Origin of the sequence: Helicobacter bilis, from assembly GCF_001999985.1 — a bacterium.
GTDB lineage: Bacteria > Campylobacterota > Campylobacteria > Campylobacterales > Helicobacteraceae > Helicobacter_A > Helicobacter_A rappini.
In genome coordinates, this window is the sequence record NZ_CP019645.1 from 195,209 (window position 1) to 218,198 (window position 22,990).

Sequence of the window (22,990 nt, forward strand, 5' to 3'; positions counted from 1 at the left end):
TTTCAAAAAGGAGCGAATATGCAGAAAAAATTTGATGTGATAAATGAAGATTCTATTATTAGGCTTATGGATATTTTTTATAATAAGGTGCGTTTTGATAAGCGTGGGCTAGGCGATGTGTTTAATGCTAAAATTGGCAGTGATGATATGGCGTGGGAGAAGCATAAGGCAAAGATTGCGACATTTTGGCAGGGTATGCTTTTAAATAGTGGCGATTATAGCGGACACCCTTTGAAAGCCCATCTTGACTTGCCCCCTTTTCCTAGAGAGCTTTTTGCTGTGTGGTTAAAGCTTTTTAAGCAGAGTTTAGAATCTGTGTATGCAAAAGAAGAGCATATTGTAATGATTATGGAAAGGGCAGAGATGATAGCGAAGCGATTTATGTTTATGCTGTATGAGAGTGGGTATAATAGGTAGATTCTATATAGAGTTAGCATAGAATCTTAAGTAAGATTCTATATCAATAATTTTGTAATGAGTGTTTATCTAAACTATGGATAGAATCAAATTGCACCATTAAAACACATAGCTATAACTTACACTTGAAAACATTGAGTTTTTTAGGCTATCAGCAGTGGAATATATGCTGTTAGAAACAAGTGGTTTTGCATAATTTCCAATTTCTTCCTTGCCATATGGCAATAGAAACTGCCATGTATATTCGATTCTATGCTTTGCAGCAATATTTACCCCAACTCCAGCTTCAATCCCCAATGCAAGAGAGAAACTCATCTTTGAAATCCCGGTATAATGAGAATGTCCGCCAAGCAACACACCAAAAGATACACTTAAACCAGAATTTGGCTTTTTAAAATTAAATGGAATATCTATAATAGCATCTACATGAAATAAAATATTTTGCACATAAATTGATTTGTCGCTCTTTGTGGCAGTTGGATTACTTTGCCCATCAAGTGTCGCACCCATATAGTCATAGCTCATATAAAATCTATTACCCCATAAATATAATGATGGAATCTTATCTTGAAAGGTTTGATACCCTCCCTTTACTCCAAATCCAGCTAATCTGCCTTTTATATCTAATGTTGTAATGGATAATAAATTGCCGGTATAAAGCCGCGAATGAATATTTGCAAATGGAATATTAAAGCCTATAAACCAACCCCTCTTCTTTGCATTATAACTTTCTTTTTCTGGACTAAGTCCGCCCCAGCCATTATCATTTCTCATATCTTGATTGTGTGTGCTAGTTTGCGACATATTGTCATAGGGGTTGTCTATGTAATCTTGTTGCATTGACATAGAGTTATTCGCAAATGCTATGCTACACAATACTGCACTTATACTTACTATTTTTCTCATATTTTATTCCTTTTCCATAAAATCAGGGCGTATTCTACAACAAAAAAAAAAAACGCAAGTAGGGCAAAAAGATCCGTGCCAAATTGAGAGTTAATTAGGTGTTTGGATGGGATTTGTAGCCCATGTGGTTACAAATCCCTAATATTATAAAAGGCAAAAACAACATGTATAAAAAGATTTTTATTTAAAAGCCAAATGGGACTCGAATTAATAGAGATACCCGCATTTACAAACACAAATAAAATATGGTGAATACACATTTAATGGCTATAAGATATATTTAATGCTTAAAATTGCTTTTTTTTGGCAAACATTGGAGTTCATTGCTTATAAAAAGAGGGTGTTGTCAAGTTGTCTCACACAATGCTATGCGTCCCCCAAAATGGATCAATGAGTATATAACCCTTTTTAGCAAGCATGTTTGATTTTGGAATCCTTCTTGTGTCATTAAAAACTTGTGTTGGCATAATGATTTGTTTGTCTGGATTATCGATGAGATAAGAAGCCCACCAGCTAAATGTTGAATTAGCAATAACTGCATGTTTGCAAGCTCTCATAAGCTCCATTTCTTCTGCTGCATTGCCCTCACCATTAGCTTTAACAAATTCAACATTGCAACCCTTAAAGTCAAGTAAATTGCATAAATTTTTCTCACACCATTCTATATCATTACTAAAAATAAAAATATGTGGTTGCCCTAGCCTAGTTTTTATAATCTCGATTGCACTTTGATAATAGGTCTTTCCTAAACGCACATAGCCTCCATCTGTTGCTTCCATTTTTAAATAATCCCCCAATCTTACATGCAAGAATACACTATTTTCTGTTTTCTCTATCTTTTCTTTTAGCGTTTGATTATGTGGTTTTAAGGGTATTTTTAGACAAAACTCTTCTCTTATTATAGAATATATGTCATCAAAATATATAAGATTTTGAAAGTATCCAAAGGGATAAGCGTGCTTCTCTAAACTATCATTTAAATACATTTTTACAATGTTGTCGCCTTGTGGATCTTCATCATAAAAATATTTATAATGTTTTAATGCTAGCCAGTATAATTTATGATATTTACTTCTTGTAGCGTATCGAATGTATTGCAATGGGAAGTTGTATTTCAAAGATTTGTCATTAGAATAAAAATATTTAACTAAGGTTTTGTAATCAAAGCATAGTGGCAAAGAGATATTATATAACATTAACTCAAAAAGTCGCAGGTCTTGCCCCCCCCCCCATTAGTCATTACACTATTTGTAGAAACTTGACTAAAAGCATCTTTATGCAAATTCTCATTAAAATATGTCGCATCAAGCAAAATAGGATAGCCCTTTAAACTCATAGTTTTTGCAAAAGCATAAATAAACATTTGATTACCAAGTCCGCCAACAAGCCGTATTAACATAAAAATTCCTTTGATTTTATTGTAATTAACAGATATTTTGAAGTTATGAAAGCTACATTATAGCATAAAACATTTATATCGCAATGACTATGCTCACTTCAGGCTAGAACATGCAGCACTACATTTTTTCACACTCACTAATCTTCAATACGAATATCTTCTTCACTAGAATCTTTTGTGTTGAAATAAAGGCTTGTTACGCCGATAATAGCGGCAATGCCAGAGGCAATTAGCACAGAGATTTTTGCTAAATCTACACTCATATTTGAGCTATACGCAAGATTTGCTACAAACATAGACATGGTAAAGCCTATGCCTGCTAATGCACCAACAGAAAAGATTTGCGTATTTGTTAAGCCCTCTGGTCGCTTTGCAAGGCGAAGTTTCTCACTAAGCCATGTAAAGCCTAAAATGCCTAAGGGCTTACCAAGCACTAAACCTAGAATAATACCCCAAAAGATTCCATCAACGCTAAAATTAAGACTAGAATCAATAGAAACTCCCGCATTTGCAAAGGCAAATAAAGGCACGATGAAATACGCATTTAAAGGTTGCAAGATATATTCAATCCGCACGAGTGGATTTTGTGCGTATTTTGAATATCTAGCGATTGTGTCTAGAATCTCCACTCTTTCATGCTCTTTGTGCATATCAACTTCTCTTTCCATATCGCTTTTTGAACTCATAAATTTCTTAATATTTTGATATGAACTTACAAAAAAGTCCTTAAAACCATACAAAATCGCCCCAAATCTATTTCTCTCTTCTGTGTGGCTTGGCGTAAAAGTGGTAAAATCTGCCCTAGTTTTAAAATAAAGCTTATTATAAGCTTCTTTTAATCCAAGATAGCTATGCTGTGATATTTGAGACTTCCCCGGTATTGTAAAGGCAAGTAGCACTGCCCCAACGGTAGCATGCACCCCACTTAGAAAAAAGCAAATCCAAAGTAAAAAGCCCACTGCAAAATAAAGCGATAAATACTTAATATCCAAATAATTAAAGGTGATTAACACAGCAAGTAGCACGATGGCAATATAGATATAAATCCAATTAATCTGGTCAGTGTAAAAGATAGCAATAACGCTAATCGCACCTAAATCATCAGCAACCGCTAAGGTTACAAGAAAGATTTTAATCACACTTGGAATCCTTTTGCCAAGTAGCAATATAACACCCAAGGCAAAGGCGGTATCAGTACTCATTGCAACGCCAAAGCCATTTACACTCGGTGTGCCTAGATTGAAAAAAATATATATCGCACTAGGTAGCACTAATCCCCCAATAGCCCCAAACACAGAAAAGCTTACCGCACGAAATCCAGCCAACTCCCCATAAAGCACTTCGCGCTTCATCTCTAAGCCCACCATGAGAAAGAAAAAAGACATTAACACATCATTAATAAAATGTAAAATACTGATATGTATAACTCTAGTCCCGCCGATATGAAAATCCAAATACATACCAAAAAATTCATTATAAAAGATTCCAAAGTTTGTATTTGCAATAATCATTGCCATAGTAACGCAGAAAAAGAGTAAAACACCGCCAAATGATTCATGTGTGATGAAGTTTTTTAGCGTATTGTTTGCATGATCGATTTTATCTTGTTGCATCTCTTGTGCATGTATGTTTTTATGCTCTAGCCCCATAGTTTTGCCTTAAAGATATGTAAAATTTATAATTGATTTTTTATTAAAAGATTCTATATTTTATAGAGTGATTTCTTTTACCGCAACATTGTCTTGCAAATAGACTAAATAGCCTTTTATTTGGGACTTCTTTTGAGAGATAGTAGCAATAGATTCCATATAAGATTGTAATTGTGCGGTATGTTCTTGCAACAATGCTTCACTGATATTTTGACTACTTTTAAATTCTATAACAAAAAATTCCTCTCCATTTTGTATAAGGGCATCTAATCTTTTTATGCTATTTTCTTGCAGAAAAGACAGCTCACATTTTATCGTATTTTTATCCATATATAGCAATTTTTCAAGGCTAGATTTAAAAATGTTATTTGCCTTTTGTAAAATCTCTACAATCATGCTTTCATCTAGATAGAATCCATACGAAAAATTTAGCATAGTATAAGGATTTTTAATGCCGAAACCTAGCATGAGTTCAAGTGAGTAATGAAGGCTTAAGCCTAGTATTTGCTTATGCTGCATAGAAATATTATGCTGATAGAAAGAATCTTTACTCTCTTGCAAAAACTCTTCTTGTGTTGTATTTTTAGCTTGTAACTTGCTAATAATTGTGAGATTATTTTGTGCTTGTTTAGAATCTCTTTTTACAAGTATTTCTTTGCCATAGTTTTCATTATCTTTTAAAGCAAGATGTGTTGCAATAGAGCTTTCTTTGTTTGCAAATATATAAAGCCCAATTTTAGCTCTCGTGCATGCTACATAGAGATTATTATATTCTTGTTGCAGGTTTTCCCTCTCTTTTTTATCCGCTAAATCTTGCAATGTCTTATATCTATAAATATTCATAGCCTTTGTTGTAGTATCTATGCGTATGGAATCTAAGAAAATATCATTATAACTATAAAGTATTTTTTCATTATTATTTTGTTTTTGTGCCTCGTAGTCTAAATATATCACATACTCAAACCCAAGCCCTTTAGACCCATGCACACTCATCGCATGAATGGCTTCTTCTTGCATGATGACAGATTCTCTATTTTCTATAAACTCAAACAAAGAATCAATATTTTTTATATCAATATTTTCACTTGCTATTTCTAGTAACTCCATACAATCATCATTATAGAATCTTAGAGATTCTATAATGCTTTTTATAGATTTTGCAAGTGAATAATATGTAGAAGTTTGTTGCGGGATAGTGATATATTGATTATCAAAATAGCTTTTTCCTAAGAGTTTATTGAGCTTTTTTTGTGCGAATTTATAATTATTTCTTGCTTTTCTTAGCTTTTCTTGTAGTGATTCTGTGGAATCTTTTAGTCTTGAATCTTGTGGGCTAAAATCTTGTTGTATAGTTGCTTTCTGCATAGAATCTTGCAATATGGCTAACCTAGATTCTATAAGCTTTATTTCATCTCTATATTCTTGTGTTTTAAAGACATAAAATATTGCCTGTATGCTTGGCTGATTTATTAGCTTTCCGCTTTTATCCAGGTTTAGTTTTATAGTAGAATCATTCTCTTTTAAGAATAGATTAAATTCATGTAGGGTATCTCTTTTTCTTGCTAAAATGACAATCTCTTTTTTTGGCACATTAGATTCTATAAGCCTATTTAGTTGCGTGAGAGTATCTGTGAAGACTGCGTTTTTATTTATCTCTTTATCACCAGTGTCTTCATATAATTTCACATTCACCACACCGCTTATATCTTGTGAATGTTCACTATAAAGCTGCTTTATATACTCTTCTTTATAGAGATTTGCAAACTTATCATTTACAAAATCAATGATTGCTTTTTTACTGCGATAATTATGACTTAGACTTTCTTGCCGCATGGAATCTAGCCTTTTTGTCTTCTCAAATACAGATATATTTGCACCACGAAAGGCATATAAACTCTGCTTAGAATCTCCCACAAAAAACAAACTTTTAGAATCTTTTGTCCCACTTCCTGCAAGGATTTCATTAAAAAGTGGCTCAAAGATTCTATACTGCATAATACTTGTATCCTGATATTCATCAAAGAGTATATGGCTAATGCAAGAATCTAATCTAAAAAAGAAATAATCACTTTGAAAATCCCCATCTATCATTAAAGTATCAGTCGCAATAGCAAAAACTTTATGTGCGATGGATTGAAAGCTTAGTATATTATGCTTTGATTCTATCTCTCTTATAGCCTGTATGTAAATCTCCAAAAACATGTATAAATGCGATAATAACGCACTCTCAACACACATTGTATATAAGATTCCAAGCTGTTGTATCTGCTCACATTTATATGCGATTTCTTGCTGCATAGCTTCATTTAGCTTTAAATCTTGCTTGATATAGTTATGCTTTTTTTCTACTATGAGTTTATGCTGCAATATCTCTTTGGCACTACTAGATTCTAATTTTTCACATATTGCTTTTGTGCGGGGTTTAGTCTCCCCATTTGGTGCAATGTTTTGTAAAAAATCACTGAGTTGTTTAGCATGAGATTGAATTATTTTTTCAATGCGTTTTGGGTTTAGTTGCAATGTTTCTGGGTGGGCTGCGGGGTTTAGGGCGTAATTTATAGAATCTAGATTTTGTTTGGATTCTATATTCTCTATTTTTTGCGACTCAAATTCAGTGGCACATTCAAGCGGATTAGATTCTATATTTTTGTCATTTTGAGCCTTTAAAAAAGGCGAAAAATCTTTTATAGATTCTAGAATCTCATTATCTTGCATCTGCCCATTTTGCAAAGATGTTTTGCTTTTCTCAACACAACAAAAAAGAGATTCTAAAACCTCATCACTCATAAAAGTCTTAGCAAACTCAAGTATTTTTTGCTGTGTAAATAGTGGATGCATAGCGTGTATAAGATCTTGTTTTGTCTTAAACTCAATGGATTTATCATAAAGAGTTGCTAAAAGCTGCTTTAGTGTGAGTGTCGTGCCATAATTTGCAGTCATATCAATATGGATATTTAAATCATTTGTTAAAGAAAGCAGGGCTTCATGTAAATGTGAATCTGTATATATTTTTTCTAAAAAGCATTCAAAAATCTCATCATCTAGCCCACTTTCTTGCATATCAAAATCTCTTCTTATACCGATAAAAAAGGCAAATTTACGCAACATTTGCGTATAGAAAGAATCGATTGTGCTTATCTTTTTATCCGCTTGTAAGAAATGCTTATAAGCCTTTGTAATTTGTGCTTCTATATGCTCTTTTGTAAGATTATAGCTAAGCAAAGATTCTATAATATCATCTCTTTGTTTTAGAATCTTTTCATAATTTTCTTTATAAATCTCTTTTGCTTCTTTAAGTTTAGAATCTTGAGTAATATAAAGCAAAAAAAGATTCTGTGTGATACGCTCTTTCATCTCATTTGCAGCTTTTTTGGTAAATGTGAGTGTAAGAATCTCATTTGCTGGCACACCTTGAAAAAGCAAGGCGATATAACGCACACATAGGGCAAAAGTCTTGCCACTACCAGCAGAAGCATTTAAGAAAATATGATTTGTGTTTGATTGCTGCATGAAAAACCTTTTTATTATGATTTTATCAAAAATGCGAGTAAAATTCAAATTTATAATGACTTTGGATTGATTTTTGCTAGAATCCTTTTTATCACTTTGCACGAGATTCTAAACCTTTGCTTAACATAGAATCTTTTATCTTTTAACTAAGCTAGATCTTTAATTAAGCTAGATTTTAATTAGGTAGGTATGCTAATGAAAAAAAGTAGTCTTATAAGCTGTGCTTTATTTCCATTTATCCTTAATGCTGCAGCACCCAAACCTTATGAGCCAAGCACGCAAAGCTTAATCGATGCGTTGTGGAATAAAGCATCGCATGAGCTTTCAGCGTCTATATTCTATCAACAAGCATTTGGCGATGAGATTACCTTCCTTGATGCAACTTTTCTAGGCTACTATTCTACTGCGAGATATAATGGATTGAAAGCTGCGGCAGGTATGCTACTTGCCGCACCCATTCTTGATTTTAGTCATGGACATGGTGAGACTTATAATGATGTAAAGCAAATATTTCTTTTTAATACCGCCTATGTGGATTATCTGGATAATAAGCTAGGCTTACACGCAATAGCAGGGAGATATAAGGCAAATTCAGAATGGAATACCTACTATTCTCAAGGATTTCAAGTAGGATATAGTGCGCTTCCTTACACGACACTAGAGTTTTTAGCATCTTATGGTAGTGCTATGGTAACAAATGAGTATGTAACGCCATTTCGCACGGATTTAAGCAGCTTTGGGACATATTTATTAAGTGCTGATTTTGAGTTGCCAAAGCATATACATTTACAACCTTATCTCTATTTTACTGGATTTTTTACTACCTTTGGTGTGAAAGCGGCAATGTCTTATTACATTACGCATGATATTAAAATGGAGACAAAGCTGCATATAGCAGGTTACAACAAATACTATCCGCATACCTTCCCTGCAAATGTTAATCATAAATTTGAGTTAGCCGCACATGCTGGTAGCACAAATCAAGATATGGCGGGGATTGCATGGCTAGAACAAAAAGTAAAATACCTTGATTTAGTAGAAGCAAAGGTAGGGCTTATAGGCGTTACACCAAGTGGAGCAGAACTCATAGATTATTATGGGCAACTCACACCATTTAAATACACCGTTGGTATGTTTTGGGCGGGGGCTATTACGACTTATGGGAGTGTGGGTTTTCATTGGGATAATCTCTTTGAGATAAAAGCTAGTGTGCGTGGTAGCTTTTTGCCTACTGGAAGTGTAACAAGCTTTGAGATAAAAGGTGAGAGTGAGTTTCCTATATGGCGACAAAGAGATCGCTATGGACAGCTTAGAACCTACATGAAAGGCAAAGTAGGACTAAATCTCACAGGCGTATATAACAACACCCCGGCGATTAACTTCTATGGCGGAAATCAATATACAATCATACGCGGCTATTTTAGAATCTCCATTTAGTGTGGGTTTTAAATCTACACTTTTAGGGCGAGTGTAAATAGGGTTAGATTCCAAATATACACACAAAGGGAAAACATGCTAGATAACACACAAGATAAAAAGCATATCTTAATAACAGGGGCAAGCTCTGGCTTTGGCTACTATCTAGCCCTAACTTATGCAAGAGAATGGGATAATATCACACTCTATCTTATCGCAAGAAGAAAAGAAAAGCTAGAAAAACTCAAGCAAGAAATACTCTCAATGCAAAAAAATATTTGTGTTGAAATCCTTGCTGGAGATATTTGTGATAAAGAATTTATCACAAAAAGCACAAAAGATTTAGATATTGATATTTTAGTCAATAATGCTGGTCTTGCAAGGGGCATTGAAAGTGCGGAAAATACGAGTTATAGCGACTGGGAAGAAATGATTGCCACTAATATAAAAGCTCTAAGCCATATCACACATTGCATTTTGCCCAACATGGTGGCAAAGGGAAGTGGGCATATTATTAATGTGGGATCTATTGCTGGTAGTTATGCCTATCGTGGTGGAAATGTATATGGGGCTACAAAGGCATTTGTAAAGCAATTTAGTCGTAACTTGCGTGCTGATTTGTATGATAAAAATATCCGCGTGAGTAATATTGAACCCGGATTATGTGAAGGAAGCGATTTTTCCATTGTGCGATTTCATGGCGATACAGAGAGGGCGGATAATGTCTATAAACACACAAAGCCACTCCATGCAAAAGACATCGCAGAAATAATCTTTTGGGTAAGCACTCAACCACCACATGTAAATATTAACTCTATTGAGATTATGCCTACAACACAAGCAAGTGCTGGATTGAGTGTGCATTGTAGCAATTAGATTCTAAAGACTTAATATATAAGCGCATTTGTCTATGATTTTTACTGCATATTGCAGGGATCATTTGAATCTAGTGTCTAAAAACAAGTTAAACAATACAATAACAATTTTTTGCTTACCACACAATTACAAATACCCTTTCTTAGTAAGCTTTTTATGTAAGAATTTATAGCATGATAAAAAGAGTTTATATTTTAAACTTTTTGGCTTTTTAGTCTCTTTTAGCTGGGCTAATAATGGCTTATAGATTCCATGTAATTCATAGAGTTCATTCATTAAGGACATAAAGTTTTTATGCTCCATTGTAAAAGTAGTAATCAAATTTTCTTTTTGCAAAAGTCGCTCATAAAGCCTATATGAGAAAAACAATAACTCTATATACTTTTTATCAAAATAAAAATACATATCTTTATGAAACATGCAGCCTATAATCATTTGCTTATTTGTATCTAGAGACTGCCAAATGCCCTCGCTATGGATTCTATATACACTATCTATTCCGGGTTTATACATAGCTTTGCCTTTATGCATGTGAATGAGATTGCGAAATGAATCGCCTCGAAATGACACTTCATTACTTGCATATTGCAAATGTTGCAGTTGCTTTGGAAGTCCGTCTTTAAAGATCACATTTCTAAAAATACAGCTTGAAGTATGTCCAAAAATCGCCCTATCATTTAAATAATCATCAAAGGTTGAGACTTTGTCTTCTTTCGCCCCGATATATTCTTTTGTCGTGCCATCACTATATAACATGCGTGTATTTTGAGAATACGCTGTGAAGTCCTTATTCTCTTCTAAAAAATCAAGTGCTTTTTGTATCTTTTCTTCATCTATCCAGTAGTCATCTGGGTCAAGCACGCAAAAATACTCAGTCTTTGTTATTTCATAAGCCCTCACTATATTTTTAAAAAGCTTTTGATTTTGACTAGATTCTAAAATCTGTATTGCATTTGGATATTTAAGATTATATTCTCTCACAATATCAAGTGTGCCATCGCTCGAGGCATCATCAGCAATAATGACTTGATAGCTATATGTAGTCTTTTGCATGAATATCGAATCTAGGGTTTGGGCGATATAATCTTTCTTATTAAAAGTTGGTAGAATGATGGTAAGCATTGCTTGGTCTTGCATGGCATATTTCCTAAGTAGTAATGTATGAAAAGATGATTCTACATTTTTTTAGCAAATTTTTCTATATTCACATAGAATCTAGTCTAGAAACTCACATAACAAAATATCCTTAATATGCTATACTTTTACATAGAGATTACAAGGCAAATAAAAGGAAAAATATGCACGATAGCATTGCATTAAAGGAATACTTGCGGACACATGGTGTTGATAATGTGGTGGATTTAGGACTTGAAGAGTTGCAAACAGAGTATGAACGCATTGTGCGTGAGGGCATCTCATATTATCATAATCTTTTGCAGGAAGAAAACTCTGAAATAGAATTTTTAGAGGCAAAGAAAAGAGATGTTATCGATGTCTTAAAACAAGCTCAAACAACAGATGATATATATGATATTTTATATGAATTTTTACATACCTATATGCCAACGGATTTAATCGCTTTTATGGCGGAGATTAAAATGCCTGTGCCTTATACTCGTTTGCAAAAGATTATAGCAATCGTGCATGCAAGAGTGCAAGATGAGGTGCTAGATAAGATTAAAAGCGATTTAGAATCCTTGCCACCACAAGAGAGAGAAACACTCATAGCACATTATGAAAGTATGCGTAATGATGTGCTATGGTTAGAGAAACTGCACAATCGCTATAAAAGCTCTGGGACGCTAGAGTATTTACGCTCAACAGCTGAAACAAAGCTTAATATCATGCAAACTTTTCTAAGCAGAGATTTAGAATCTGAATATAAACCTTTCTATGACAATAGCAAAGAGAAACGCACTCTTATTGCTAAGATTCTAGAAATTAGTGGTATTTACACAAAAAATGAATTATTTGATATGAAAATCGCAGATTTACAAGCCACTTATGATGAGATTATGCAGCAAGTCTTACAGAAAGAAAGAGAGCAAAAACTCATGCGAAGATACATTGAGCTATTTGAAGATTCAGCGGGTATCACCGAAGATGAGTTTAAGGGGCATTGTAAAGATATGCAAGATAGCTTACCTGATGATATTATAGGTGAAATCATTAGCCATTTTACAACGCGTAATCACTTCATTGCTAATAAAATCAATAATGTGTTGTCTGGGAAAAGTATGAATAAAGCCCCATCGGCAATGGAAAACGAATAACTACTAAAAAGGAAAATTATGGATATTGTAACATTAGCACATGGTAGCGGCGGCATAAATGCAGCCGAGTTTGTGCAAAAGGTTTTTATGCCCTATTTCAAAGACCTTATGCCCTATGCAAATGAAGATTGTGGAATCTTTTCTAGTATAAAAGATATGAAATATGTAACAAGCACAGATTCCTATACTATAAATCCCATATTTTTTGCAGGTGGAAATATCGGTAAGCTTTGTGTATGTGGTAGCAGTAATGATGTGGCTATGATGGGTGGAAAACCATTATATTTAAACATAGGCTTTATTATTGAAGAGGGTTTTAAGATAGATTTATTAAAACAAATTGCAGAATCTATTGCCCTTGAATGCAAGAGTCTTAACACAAAGATTCTATCCGCAGATACTAAAGTATTGCCAAAGGTTACAGATAGCACAGAAGCAAAAGATAAACTCATATTTATTAATACAACTTGCATTGGCAGTGTTGAAAAAGATTGCATAAGTGCGAAGAATCTAAGCGAGAACGACTCAATTATCCTAAGCGGTAAGATAGGAAGTCATGGTGCAAGAATCTTTTTAGAGCAGAACAATATCGCAATTACAAGCAATATACAAAGCGATTGTGCTAGTCTTTATCCTATGTTAGAATCACTCTTGCAAAGCAATATCCCTATACATGCTATGCGTGATGCTACGCGTGGTGGGCTATCAAGCGTTTTAAATGAATGGGCTATAAGCTCACATGCTTGTATTGATATTTATGAAGAGAAAATACAGATAGATTCTGAAGTGCATGGTGTATGTGAAATGCTAGGGCTAGAGCCTTATGATCTAGCAAATGAAGGTGTATGTGTGATCGCCATGCCTAAGCAATATGCAGAAGAAGTGTTATCTCTATTAAGAGGGCATACACTAGGCGTGAATGCCACAATCATTGGCGAAGTAAGCAAGGTATTTAACCCGATATTTAACTTGCAAGATTCTAAAGATAATAAAGCACAAATAAGCAAAACCACCTATTACCAAAAAGTTGTGTTACATACAAAATATGGCAGTAAAAGATTTTTAGAATATCCACAAGGTGAGCTACTTCCAAGAATCTGCTAGAGAGATTGTTAGAAATCTATTAGCAAAACTTTGAAGTCATTGTGATATATGATTCTATTGTTGCATAGCAAAGATTACATACAAACCAAAAAATCTAAAAAATCACACCTTAACCCTTTTATAACAATCAAGCATAAATGCTATAAAACCAATGATTGCTAAAAGTCCTAAAGGCAATACCGGTGACATATATCGAGAATCATCAAGAGGGGTAAAAAGCACGATAAATAATGCACTAAAAAATCCTGCAAAGCCCACACCAAAGCTAAACATAAGTAAGCTATTGCGTAAATCTCTCTTAACTAGCCATAATATAAGAGAGAGTATCATCACCCCAAAGCTTAAAGCCACACCCCAGAAATGATTTAACAGCAAACGATGTTCATATAAAAAGTCATAAATCTTTTCTTGTGTGGGTGTGAATACAATGCTTCGTTCAGATTCTCTAAATTTACTTGCAAAATATATAAACTGAGGATTTGTTGTTTTTTCTTGCAACACTTTACTATCAAACATATACACTTCTTTTTTAAACCACATGGCTTTTAAGAATCTTAGCTCATGTTGTGCGAAGTATATAGGATGTTTAAATATTGCTTTAAGCCATTGCGTATAAAGTCCATCGAATTGTTTAGATGGAAAAGGTCGTTTATCGTGATAACCCCAACCTACATTAAAAGGGTCTGCATCAAGTAGTCGCTCTTTATATAATTCCTTAACATCACTCCAAGTTTTATGTGGATAATACCACTCATCTTTAAAACAACTGCTATCATCGGCAGGCACACAAGCCCCAGCGATTTGGTGTAAAAACACATGATTGGCAGGTAATGCAGGGCGAGGAAAGATAAGATTTCGTGGCACAATGATGACCACGCAAAGACAGAGTATCGCACAGGCTATGACACCATTTATATATTTTTTTACAAATTCTTTAGTATTTATACCACGATTGCAAAGCCACATATACACAAGCACAAAACTCACAGGAAATACGCTAAAAATCGCATTATGCCGCCATAAAATTGCACAGAAGAATACTATGCCAATAAGCCACCACATTATCTTAGTTTTTCTTGCAGACAAAGGCACAAGCAGCATAAAAAGCACCATAGCATAACCACAAAATAAAAGCATAGGCAAAGAAAAGCTAGTTAGCTGAAGAAAGTTTTGAAAATAGATATTGCCTATAAACACAGGAAATATTAAAAAAATCGCAAAAAGACTTCTAAAGCGGATATAAAAGCCCCATACCAAAAACAAAAGTCCAGTATAAAAAGGCACGAGATTGAAAAGAAACATATAATATAAATGCTTTCCAAAAAGAAAATATAAGATTCCTAAAACATAAGAGGGCAATACTGGAGCAAGATTCCTTGTATTTAGATTAACACTAATATAATTATCGCTTATAAGGTGATAACCCGGAAATCCAAGCCAAAACTGAAATATAAACAAGGCAATGATAATACATGCACTTAATGCTAAAAAGAGTTTATCCCTCAAAGATAACGCAGAATTTAAGGCATATTGTTCTATATGTTGTTTTGGATATGTTGTATTAAATCTAGCTAAATATAGTCTGAGAGGCACATATAAAAACCACATCATCACACAAAGCCCAAACAAGAAAATAAGCCTACCCGCATAATCTTGCAAAAGCAATGTTGAAAATTCTGTGCTATAACTCGCGATACCTATATTTTGCCCTACTTGTAATTGATAGGGGGCTACTATCTCAAGATTGCCATTATCTTTTGCTGCTTGATAGATTGAAGCTACATTACCAAGCTTTTCTATATCTTTACTCCATTCTATATAGGCAATGTGAATATCCCCATAGAATCTTTGTGCTTTAAATACTTCATTTTTAAAGACTAAATTAATGCGATAAGTATGCAATGTGTTAGTATCCATGCATTGCTTTTTACAAATCTCAAAAAATCCATTTTTTTGAAAATTTATCGGTGTTGCCTCACTGCATGTTGCCTTGCATTCCCCTTTTGTGCGAGTAATCTCACTATCCACAATCATATCCGCATAATCTATCCTATCCTTACTCATAAAACGCAAAGCTAGAAAGATAATCACCACAAGCATAAGCAGAATAAACCACACGCTAAGGGCGATTTTACTCCCCTTGCTTAATCGCACAGATTTTAGAATTTCAATCATTGACACTCCTTTTTGATAAATTTAGAATCTACACCTTTATGGGCGGATGCAGGGCTTTTTGTGTAAAAATAGAATTTAGGTTCTTTTCTATAAATGACAAGCTTTCTCGCATAAAAGCCATAAAATGCCACAAGCAAAGAAGCTAGAATCTTTGCCACAATCGCTTCAAATCCCAAAAACTCCACGCATAGCCATAGAATTAGCGTATTTAGCCCTATGCCTATGGTGTTGATAAGATAGGTTAGCCCCACTTCTAAGCCTCTATGCAAATGCGTCCCACCAAACACAAACCGCCGATATAGCCACACACCAATCCCACTAGCTAGCACAAACATAATAAGCGAAGCAAGAATATAATGCACCCCAAAAATTTTATATAGGATATAGAATCCTAAAAGCTCTAAAAGAGTAATACCCCCACCGATACAGAAAAATAGTATGAGTTGTTTTAAGCTTTTATGTGTTTTGGAATCTGGATTCTGTAAAAATTCGCCCTTGTCTATACAATTTGAACGATTGAGCGAATTAGAGGGATAGTCATTATCGTTTGGATAACTCCTACCCTCTAATTCGCTCAAAGCCTCCAAAGCCACAGAGCAATTGCTAGAATTTGTGGTTTTGTTTGCGTGGTTTGTTGGTGTAGATTCTAGAATCTTGTCGTTTTGAGCCATAGGCGAAAAATCTTGTTTAGATTCTACATTAGATACTTCGCTTTGCTTAGTATGATAATATGTTTCACTTCGCTTAACACAACAAGCCTTCTTAGAATCCACACTAGATTCCATATCATTAGAATCTTTTCTATAAGATACAATATCACTCGCCATATATGCCCTTATAGCTTTCCCTTTTGCTTTGCAAATAGGCTAAATAGCGAGATTCTTTAATGCTTTTTGTAACAAGATGGGCTAAAAGCCCTGCGATAAAAAGCACCACAGCAATCACCATAAGCCCAACACACACAAAAAGTGTAGGAAATCTCGCCACTTTAGAAGTCTCTAAAAACTCCACAAAGACAGGCACACCAAAGAATAGAGACAGCAAAAAACATATAGCACTTAGCACACCAAAAACAAGCAAAGGACGCTCACTAAACAAGAGATTTAGAATCATAAGCGATATTTTAAAGCCATCTTTGAAGGTTGAAAGTTTAGAGAAGCTGCCTTCTGGGCGGGATTTATAAGGGGCTTTTATCTCATCGGTGCGAAGCCTTTGCTCTAGGGCATAAATGGTGAGTTCAGTCTCTATCTCAAAGCCATTGCTATGGGCTGGGAAGCTCTTCACAAAAGGGCGAGAAAAGATTCTATAACCACTCAGCATATCGTTAATTTTTGTGCCAAAAAGCATTTGTGTGCTTTTTGAAAACAGCTTATTGCCAAAGCTATGCCCCTTGCGATATGTGCTAGAGTCTGCCTCTCTTGCGATATTTAGCATATCAAGTTTGTGAGTGCTAAAATACGCTAGTGCCTGTGGTAAGATAGAAGCATCGTGTTCAGTATCTGCATCAATCATTATGTAGAAATCTGCTTCAATCAAGGCAAATGCCTCTCGCATAACCGCCCCCTTGCCTTGCGTGCTAACACTATGGAGTGTGAGAGATTTTGTGGGGGTTTTAGAGTCTAGCGGTTTAGAATCTGTGCTTTGAGATTCTAAATTGCTCGCTCTTAGTGCGTTAATTTCTGTGATTTTAGCTTTAACAATATTTCTTGAATTATCACTTGAATTATTATCAAACACATAAATATGTGCGTTTGGCAGGACAGCAAAGACTTCATCAATAACTTGAGCGATAGTCTTTTCCTCATTGTAGCAGGGGATAATTACAGCGATTTTTTTAGGTGGTTGTAAAGATAGTGTGGTATCAGATTCCATACCTTGAAGTTTAAGCTGTGTGTTTGTGCGAATAGTGCCAGATTCTACAAAATTATCGTGCTTAAGGACAAAACCTGTTTGCTGATTATAGATCTCACTAGATTCACCCCCCCCCCCCCGTTTATTATTTATTCGCATGGTGTTTGCAGCTTCTGCATTTAGATTGTGTTGTGAGTTTTTATTTGTATGACTAGAGCAAGTAGAAATATTGTTTTGCATATTATGAACACCTTAAAATTTTAGATTATGTTAAAAGCAAGATGTATGCCAGAAAAACTTTGTAATTATAGCATTTAAAGTTGCAAATATATTTTTGGCTACCAGAATCTATCATAAGACAATCAGTAATGAAAGCAATATGCCATTAAAATCACAAATTCAAATATATGAGATTTGCCAATACAGAATCTACGCATTAAAAACCATAAAAAAGTAAAAAAACTATAAAAGTTTGCTAGAATAAAAACTTATTGCAAAAATTACGCATAAGGAACTGAATGCAAAAAGATTTTGGAAAGATTGGATTTATTTTGGCAGCACTTGGTAGCTCTATTGGCTTAGGGCATATTTGGCGGTTTCCTACAACTGCGGGTATGAATGGTGGCGGGGCGTTTGTGTTGCTTTTCTTAGGTATTGCCTTGTTTGTGGGTGTAGCTATGCTTGTAGCAGAAATGCTTGTAGGGCAGCAAGGTAGAAAAAATGTGCCTGATAGTTTTAAAGAGATTACGCAAAATCCTAAAACTTCATGGCGTTTTGTGGGCATTACTTTATTTGCTGGTCCTTTTATTTTGACATTTTATTGTGCAGTGCTAGGCTGGGTTTTATACTATCTTGTATCTGTTAGCTTTAATCTACCCGCAGATTTTGCACAAAGCAAGGCTATCTTTGAGACTTTTAGCTCACATACAGAACAGATTTCCTATCAGATTCTCTGTTTTGCTATCATTCTAGCGATTACTGCATATAGCATTGTGTATGGGATTAAGAGTATTGAGAGATTAAACTATGTATTAATGCCCCTGCTTTTTATTATCTTTTTTGGATTGCTGTTTTATGCGATGAGTTTGCCTAGCTTTGGTGAGAGTGTGGAGTTTATGTTTAAGCCTGATTTTTCAAAACTCACTTCAAATACTATTATTGATGCTATGGGGCAGGTCTTTTTCTCCCTCTCACTTGGGGCTGGGACAATCATCACTTATTCATCACATGTGAATAGAAATCAGAATCTTTTTGCAAGTGCATTATGGATTGTTATACCGGGTATTATCATTTCTATTGTTGCGGGGCTTATGATATTTACATTTGTATTTGCCTATGGTAGCAAGGCTGATGTAGCTGGTGGTCCGGGGTTAATCTTTATTGTATTGCCTGTGATGTTTGGGCATCTTGGCGCGCTTGGGGGATTTTTGTGTGCGTTATTTATGATTGGGCTATTATTTGCTGGATTATCTTCTACCGTGTCCTTGCTTGAGCCATGTATAAAATATCTTACTGATAAGACAAAGTATAGTCGTGCAACTCTTACTTATATAGTGAGTTTTGGTATATTTTTAGTGGGTATTATTGTGATTTTATCGATGAATACGAATTATCAAGCAACTCTTACTTTCTTTGAGAAGAATCTATTTGATTGGATTGATTGGATAAGTGCGAATATGCTACTTACTTGGGGGAGTTTCTTTAGCTCTTTATTTATTGGCTATTTTGTATCAAAGGATAAATTGCGTGAATGGACTAAAGGCTATCTTAAAAGCGATGTTGCCTTTTACTTTTGGCTGTATAGTTTGCGTGTATTAGCACCTTTAATGGTTATTGTGATTTTTATTAATCGTATTCAAAGATTCTAGGGATATGTATGGAAGCAAAAGATTTTATCACTCGCGATGAAAGTGCTATGTATTATCTGTGTGGTTATAGTGCGGATAATGCCATTCTTATGCGTTTTGGAAGTGAGTTTAAATTTATAACAGATGCGCGTTACAGCACAGAGGCAAATGAATTATGTAAGAAAAATATTGCATTAGAGATTATTGAATCTAGCGATCTTTTGGGAGAGGCAAAAAGGCAAATCACACAGCATAATATTAAGAATCTTAGCTTTGATCCTATGCGTATGTGTGTGGAGGAACATCATAACTTAAAAGATATTGTATCACTTGCACCCATGCCAAACTTCACACAAATCATGCGTATGAAAAAAAGTGATGAAGAACTTAAGATTCTACAACAAGCACAGATTCTAAACCTACAAGCAATACATGCGTTTGGGGAATATATATCAAAAGAGGGCAGGGAAAAAAGCGAGAAATTTTTATGGTATAAAATCGCTGATACTTTGAGTAACTATGGGCAGTATCCACTAAGCTTTGAGCCAATTGTAGGTATTGAAGGAAATGCAGCAAAGCCACATGCTCTGCCAAGCGATACGACTTTTTTACAAAATGGCGATACACTTTTGCTTGATTGCGGATTGAAGTATAAGAGATATTGTGCTGATTGCACTCGCACCGCACTTTTTTTTGATGATTCTATAATTTTTCAAAAAGACCAAGATTTTATGGTATTAGATGAAAGCACAAATAAGGATAGACTAAGCATACATGAAAAGCAAAAGATTTATGACCTTGTCAAAAAAGCACAAATAACTACGATTGAGAATCTTCGCTCTGGTATGAGTGGCAAAGAGATAGATTCTATCGCAAGGGATATTATTGAAAAAGGTGGATATGGTAAGTATTTCACACATAGCACAGGGCATGGCATAGGGTTAGATATACATGAGATGCCCTTTATCTCTCGCCGCTCTGAAACAATCATTGAAGATGGCATGGTTTTTTCTATCGAACCCGGAATCTATATCCCACAAACCTTTGGTGTGCGTATTGAAGATTTAGTCATGGTAAAGCAAGGCAGGGCTGTTGTGCTTGGGTAGGGTTTGTTTATGTGGTTTCTGTGTCATAGCTACTAGATTGGAAACTAAGCATTTCTATCCTAAAGCAATCAAAAAATAAATTCCAATATTTTTTACTCATAGTAAATATCACCTCAACAGATCTTTATGAAATAAGTCTAGCAATACCACAAAATCACTGCTTTTTTTATGTTTTTTGTTATAATTTTGCCTTGATTTTAAATAAAGTTTGGCGTTATGGAAATTGTGTGTTTAGCGATACTTGGGATTATTACCGGTAGCATTTCTGCTTTATTTGGTATTGGTGGAGGTATGATTATCGTCCCTTGTATGCTGTATTTGCATTATCTTTTGCCAGATCTTAGCTTTTCTACACATGATGCGGTTGGCATTTCTGTTATGCAAATGATTTTTTCATCAGTGTTTGGGAGTGCTATAAATATTTTCAAAAAGAAGAATTTGTGTTTAGATTCTGCGATATTTTTAGGGATCGGTGGGTTTATTGGTGCGGCATTTAGTGGTGTTGTGCTTATGTATATCGCGGAAAAACATTTAGCTTTAATCTTTCTTTGCGTTAGCCTTTTTACATTCTATAAATTCCTTTTTAGTGTGAAAAAAACGCCACAAAAAGTAAGTCTCACAAAAGCAAAGCAAAGGAGCATACTTGTTATAATCGGGAGTTTGACTGGTGTATTTGCGATTTCTTTAGGCATTGGCGGTGGTGTTATGCTTGTGCCTTTGCTTATGTATTTTCTGGGGTTTGATACAAAAAAGATTGTCCCACTTTCACTTTTTTTTATTATGTGTGCAGCATTGAGTGGGACATTTTCATTTGTAAGGCATGGTGTTATAACAGATAGTGTGCTATATGCTGGGCTTTTGCTTGGGGCTTTTTCACTTGTTGGGGTGGTAATAGGCACAAGACTCATTGATAGTATGAACGCACAAATACATTATAGAATCTTGGTTATTATTTATCTAGCCTCTATTATTGCAACTTTAAATAAGGTGCTTATGTATTATGGCATTATTGGGGGTGGTGTATGAGACGATTGATTTTAGCGGGAATGAGTTGTGTTATCTTTATCTCCATTTTTCTTTTACTGCATACTTCAAGCTTTGAGAGAATCCCGCCAAATCTAGAACTCTATGTATTAAAAGAGAATGATAAAATATTGCATCACATTCACACTTCATTTTTTAACCCTGAAAATACCATTCATTTAAATGCCTATGATTCAAGCGGTCTTGCTTCATATTATGTAAGTATTACGGATAAAGATGGCAAGGTGTTGGTTGAAGAGAGTGAAGTGCTGCTTAAAAAGACAGAAGAGCTAAATATCGCATTGCCAAAGATTCCAAATCTAGCTGATGGCGATGAGGTTTTTTATCATGTGAGTGTGAGAGACTGGAGTAACTCAAACTTTTTTCGTGGGAATGAAACAAAGCTTACAAAACATTTCATAATCAATAAAAGCACACCACAAGTGCAAGTTATCGCTGCTTCAAAGCAAATCATGTATGGTGGCAGTGCGCTCATTGCCTTTAGCATTCAGCAACTAGGGCTTTATGATAAGACAAAAGATTCTCTCATAGATAAGGTGATAGTAAGCAATGGGCATGATGAGTTTGAAGCCTATCCTTTTAAGAATAAGCAGGGAAAAGTAGTCTATCTCTCACTTATTGCATGGCCTATTAAAAATACATTTTTTGATGGCACGATACAAGTTATTGATAGTGCGATGAATGAAACAAAGATTCAGATTCCAATTGCTACAAATGTGAATTATCCACGCAGAAAGTTTAATATACTTATAAGTGATTCTCGTCTGCAAACACTTATTAAAAAACTAGAAGATAATGTAATCATGCCGCAAGATTTAACAACAAATATTGAAAAATTTCAGTTTTTTAATGAAACGATCAGGCATCAAGATAATCAAAGGATAGCAAACTTTTTTCAAATATCAAAGCAAACAAATATAGAATCTAATATACCACGATTAAATGTCTTTGCCCCTATAAAAGAGGCACAAACATCTGGTCGCTTTGGCGATGAGTATATATATAAGTATCATAAAGAGCATGTGGGCTCTTCTGTGCGATATGGTATAGAGTTTATCGCTGAAAATGATATGCGCGTAATTAATAGTAATAATGCCATAGTGGCTTTCAAGGGCAATATTGGATCGTATGGGAATCTCGTGGTATTAAATCATGTGTTAGGACTAAGCTCAATTTATGGCTATTTAAACGCAATCCCAACATTACCAAGAGATATGCAATCTCTTATGCAAATAGGGCAAATGGGTGCTAGTGGCTTTGCTACTACCACTAGTCTCTTTTTTGCGATACTTGTGCAAGGGCATTTTGTAAATCCAAATGAATGGCTACAAGCAGAATGGATTGATACAAATATTAATCAAGTGCTTGATCGTGCGGATAACTTTGGCGTGAAACAGAAATGATAAAAGGCTAGAAT

18 protein-coding genes are annotated in these 22,990 nt (G+C 34.7%); 9 read left to right on the plus strand and 9 right to left on the minus strand.

The window, feature by feature from the left end:
* Nucleotides 1-18 precede the first annotated feature (18 nt).
* Nucleotides 19-417: a group III truncated hemoglobin gene (locus XJ32_RS00925; RefSeq protein ID WP_077388032.1), complete on the plus strand. Its 399-nt coding sequence runs from the start codon at nucleotides 19-21 to the stop codon at nucleotides 415-417.
* A 99-nt stretch (nucleotides 418-516) separates the two neighbouring features.
* Here XJ32_RS00925 and XJ32_RS00930 read toward each other — a convergent pair whose 3' ends face one another.
* The 5 genes from XJ32_RS00930 to XJ32_RS00950 form a co-directional block, all read right to left on the minus strand.
* Complete coding sequence (locus tag XJ32_RS00930; RefSeq protein ID WP_077388033.1) at nucleotides 517-1,323, minus strand: outer membrane beta-barrel protein; 807 nt, start codon at nucleotides 1,321-1,323, stop codon at nucleotides 517-519.
* Nucleotides 1,324-1,679: 356 nt separating this feature from the next.
* A complete protein-coding gene (locus XJ32_RS00935; protein ID WP_254422403.1) occupies nucleotides 1,680-2,441 on the minus strand; it encodes an alpha-1,2-fucosyltransferase in 762 nt (253 codons plus the stop codon).
* Nucleotides 2,442-2,518: 77 nt separating this feature from the next.
* Nucleotides 2,519-2,722: a hypothetical protein gene (locus tag XJ32_RS00940; RefSeq protein WP_077388035.1), complete on the minus strand. Its 204-nt coding sequence runs from the start codon at nucleotides 2,720-2,722 to the stop codon at nucleotides 2,519-2,521.
* A gap of 137 nt (nucleotides 2,723-2,859) precedes the next feature.
* A complete protein-coding gene (nhaA, locus tag XJ32_RS00945; protein ID WP_077388036.1) occupies nucleotides 2,860-4,371 on the minus strand; it encodes a Na+/H+ antiporter NhaA in 1,512 nt (503 codons plus the stop codon).
* Nucleotides 4,372-4,431: 60 nt separating this feature from the next.
* Nucleotides 4,432-7,881 carry a UvrD-helicase domain-containing protein gene (locus XJ32_RS00950; RefSeq protein ID WP_077390017.1) on the minus strand — a complete coding sequence of 1,150 codons (3,450 nt, stop codon included), beginning with the start codon at nucleotides 7,879-7,881 and terminating at the stop codon, nucleotides 4,432-4,434.
* Nucleotides 7,882-8,076: 195 nt separating this feature from the next.
* On the opposite strand from XJ32_RS00950, the gene XJ32_RS00955 reads away from it, so the two are divergent.
* Both XJ32_RS00955 and XJ32_RS00960 read left to right on the plus strand, forming a co-directional pair.
* Nucleotides 8,077-9,318, plus strand: coding sequence for a hypothetical protein (locus XJ32_RS00955; RefSeq protein ID WP_254422405.1), 1,242 nt, complete (start codon nucleotides 8,077-8,079; stop codon nucleotides 9,316-9,318).
* 75 nt (nucleotides 9,319-9,393) lie between these two features.
* Nucleotides 9,394-10,173 carry an SDR family NAD(P)-dependent oxidoreductase gene (locus tag XJ32_RS00960; RefSeq protein ID WP_077388038.1) on the plus strand — a complete coding sequence of 260 codons (780 nt, stop codon included), beginning with the start codon at nucleotides 9,394-9,396 and terminating at the stop codon, nucleotides 10,171-10,173.
* Between the two features lie 126 nt (nucleotides 10,174-10,299).
* Here XJ32_RS00960 and XJ32_RS00965 read toward each other — a convergent pair whose 3' ends face one another.
* Complete coding sequence (locus tag XJ32_RS00965; protein WP_077388039.1) at nucleotides 10,300-11,310, minus strand: glycosyltransferase family 2 protein; 1,011 nt, start codon at nucleotides 11,308-11,310, stop codon at nucleotides 10,300-10,302.
* A gap of 161 nt (nucleotides 11,311-11,471) precedes the next feature.
* Here XJ32_RS00965 and XJ32_RS00970 point away from each other — a divergent pair, with 161 nt between their 5' ends.
* Both XJ32_RS00970 and hypE read left to right on the plus strand, forming a co-directional pair.
* Nucleotides 11,472-12,446: a hypothetical protein gene (locus XJ32_RS00970; RefSeq protein ID WP_005217725.1), complete on the plus strand. Its 975-nt coding sequence runs from the start codon at nucleotides 11,472-11,474 to the stop codon at nucleotides 12,444-12,446.
* A gap of 18 nt (nucleotides 12,447-12,464) precedes the next feature.
* On the plus strand, nucleotides 12,465-13,550 hold the full coding sequence (gene hypE, locus XJ32_RS00975) for a hydrogenase expression/formation protein HypE (RefSeq protein WP_077388040.1): 1,086 nt from the start codon (nucleotides 12,465-12,467) through the stop codon (nucleotides 13,548-13,550).
* Between the two features lie 102 nt (nucleotides 13,551-13,652).
* Here hypE and XJ32_RS00980 read toward each other — a convergent pair whose 3' ends face one another.
* The 3 genes from XJ32_RS00980 to XJ32_RS00990 are packed head-to-tail and all read right to left on the minus strand — an operon-like array spanning nucleotide 13,653 to nucleotide 17,816.
* The gene (locus XJ32_RS00980; RefSeq protein ID WP_077388041.1) at nucleotides 13,653-15,725 is read right to left on the minus strand and encodes a glycosyltransferase family protein; all 2,073 of its coding nucleotides are present in this window, start codon (nucleotides 15,723-15,725) and stop codon (nucleotides 13,653-13,655) included.
* The gene (locus XJ32_RS00985) at nucleotides 15,722-16,552 is read right to left on the minus strand and encodes a GtrA family protein (protein WP_077388042.1); all 831 of its coding nucleotides are present in this window, start codon (nucleotides 16,550-16,552) and stop codon (nucleotides 15,722-15,724) included. Before XJ32_RS00985 ends, XJ32_RS00980 begins: the two co-directional genes overlap by 4 nt.
* Nucleotides 16,542-17,816, minus strand: a complete 1,275-nt coding sequence (locus XJ32_RS00990) for a glycosyltransferase (RefSeq protein WP_254422406.1) — start codon at nucleotides 17,814-17,816, stop codon at nucleotides 16,542-16,544. The genes XJ32_RS00985 and XJ32_RS00990 overlap by 11 nt, the downstream gene beginning before the upstream one ends.
* Before the next feature lie 278 nt (nucleotides 17,817-18,094).
* Here XJ32_RS00990 and XJ32_RS00995 point away from each other — a divergent pair, with 278 nt between their 5' ends.
* The 4 genes from XJ32_RS00995 (at nucleotide 18,095) to XJ32_RS01010 (ending at nucleotide 22,976) form a co-directional block, all read left to right on the plus strand.
* Nucleotides 18,095-19,444 (plus strand): sodium-dependent transporter, encoded by a 1,350-nt coding sequence (locus XJ32_RS00995; protein ID WP_077388043.1) that lies wholly within the window; start codon nucleotides 18,095-18,097, stop codon nucleotides 19,442-19,444.
* 8 nt (nucleotides 19,445-19,452) lie between these two features.
* Complete coding sequence (locus XJ32_RS01000; RefSeq protein WP_077388044.1) at nucleotides 19,453-20,529, plus strand: M24 family metallopeptidase; 1,077 nt, start codon at nucleotides 19,453-19,455, stop codon at nucleotides 20,527-20,529.
* Between the two features lie 216 nt (nucleotides 20,530-20,745).
* On the plus strand, nucleotides 20,746-21,555 hold the full coding sequence (locus XJ32_RS01005) for a sulfite exporter TauE/SafE family protein (protein ID WP_077388045.1): 810 nt from the start codon (nucleotides 20,746-20,748) through the stop codon (nucleotides 21,553-21,555).
* Complete coding sequence (locus XJ32_RS01010; protein ID WP_077388046.1) at nucleotides 21,552-22,976, plus strand: M23 family metallopeptidase; 1,425 nt, start codon at nucleotides 21,552-21,554, stop codon at nucleotides 22,974-22,976. Before XJ32_RS01005 ends, XJ32_RS01010 begins: the two co-directional genes overlap by 4 nt.
* Nucleotides 22,977-22,990 lie beyond the last annotated feature (14 nt).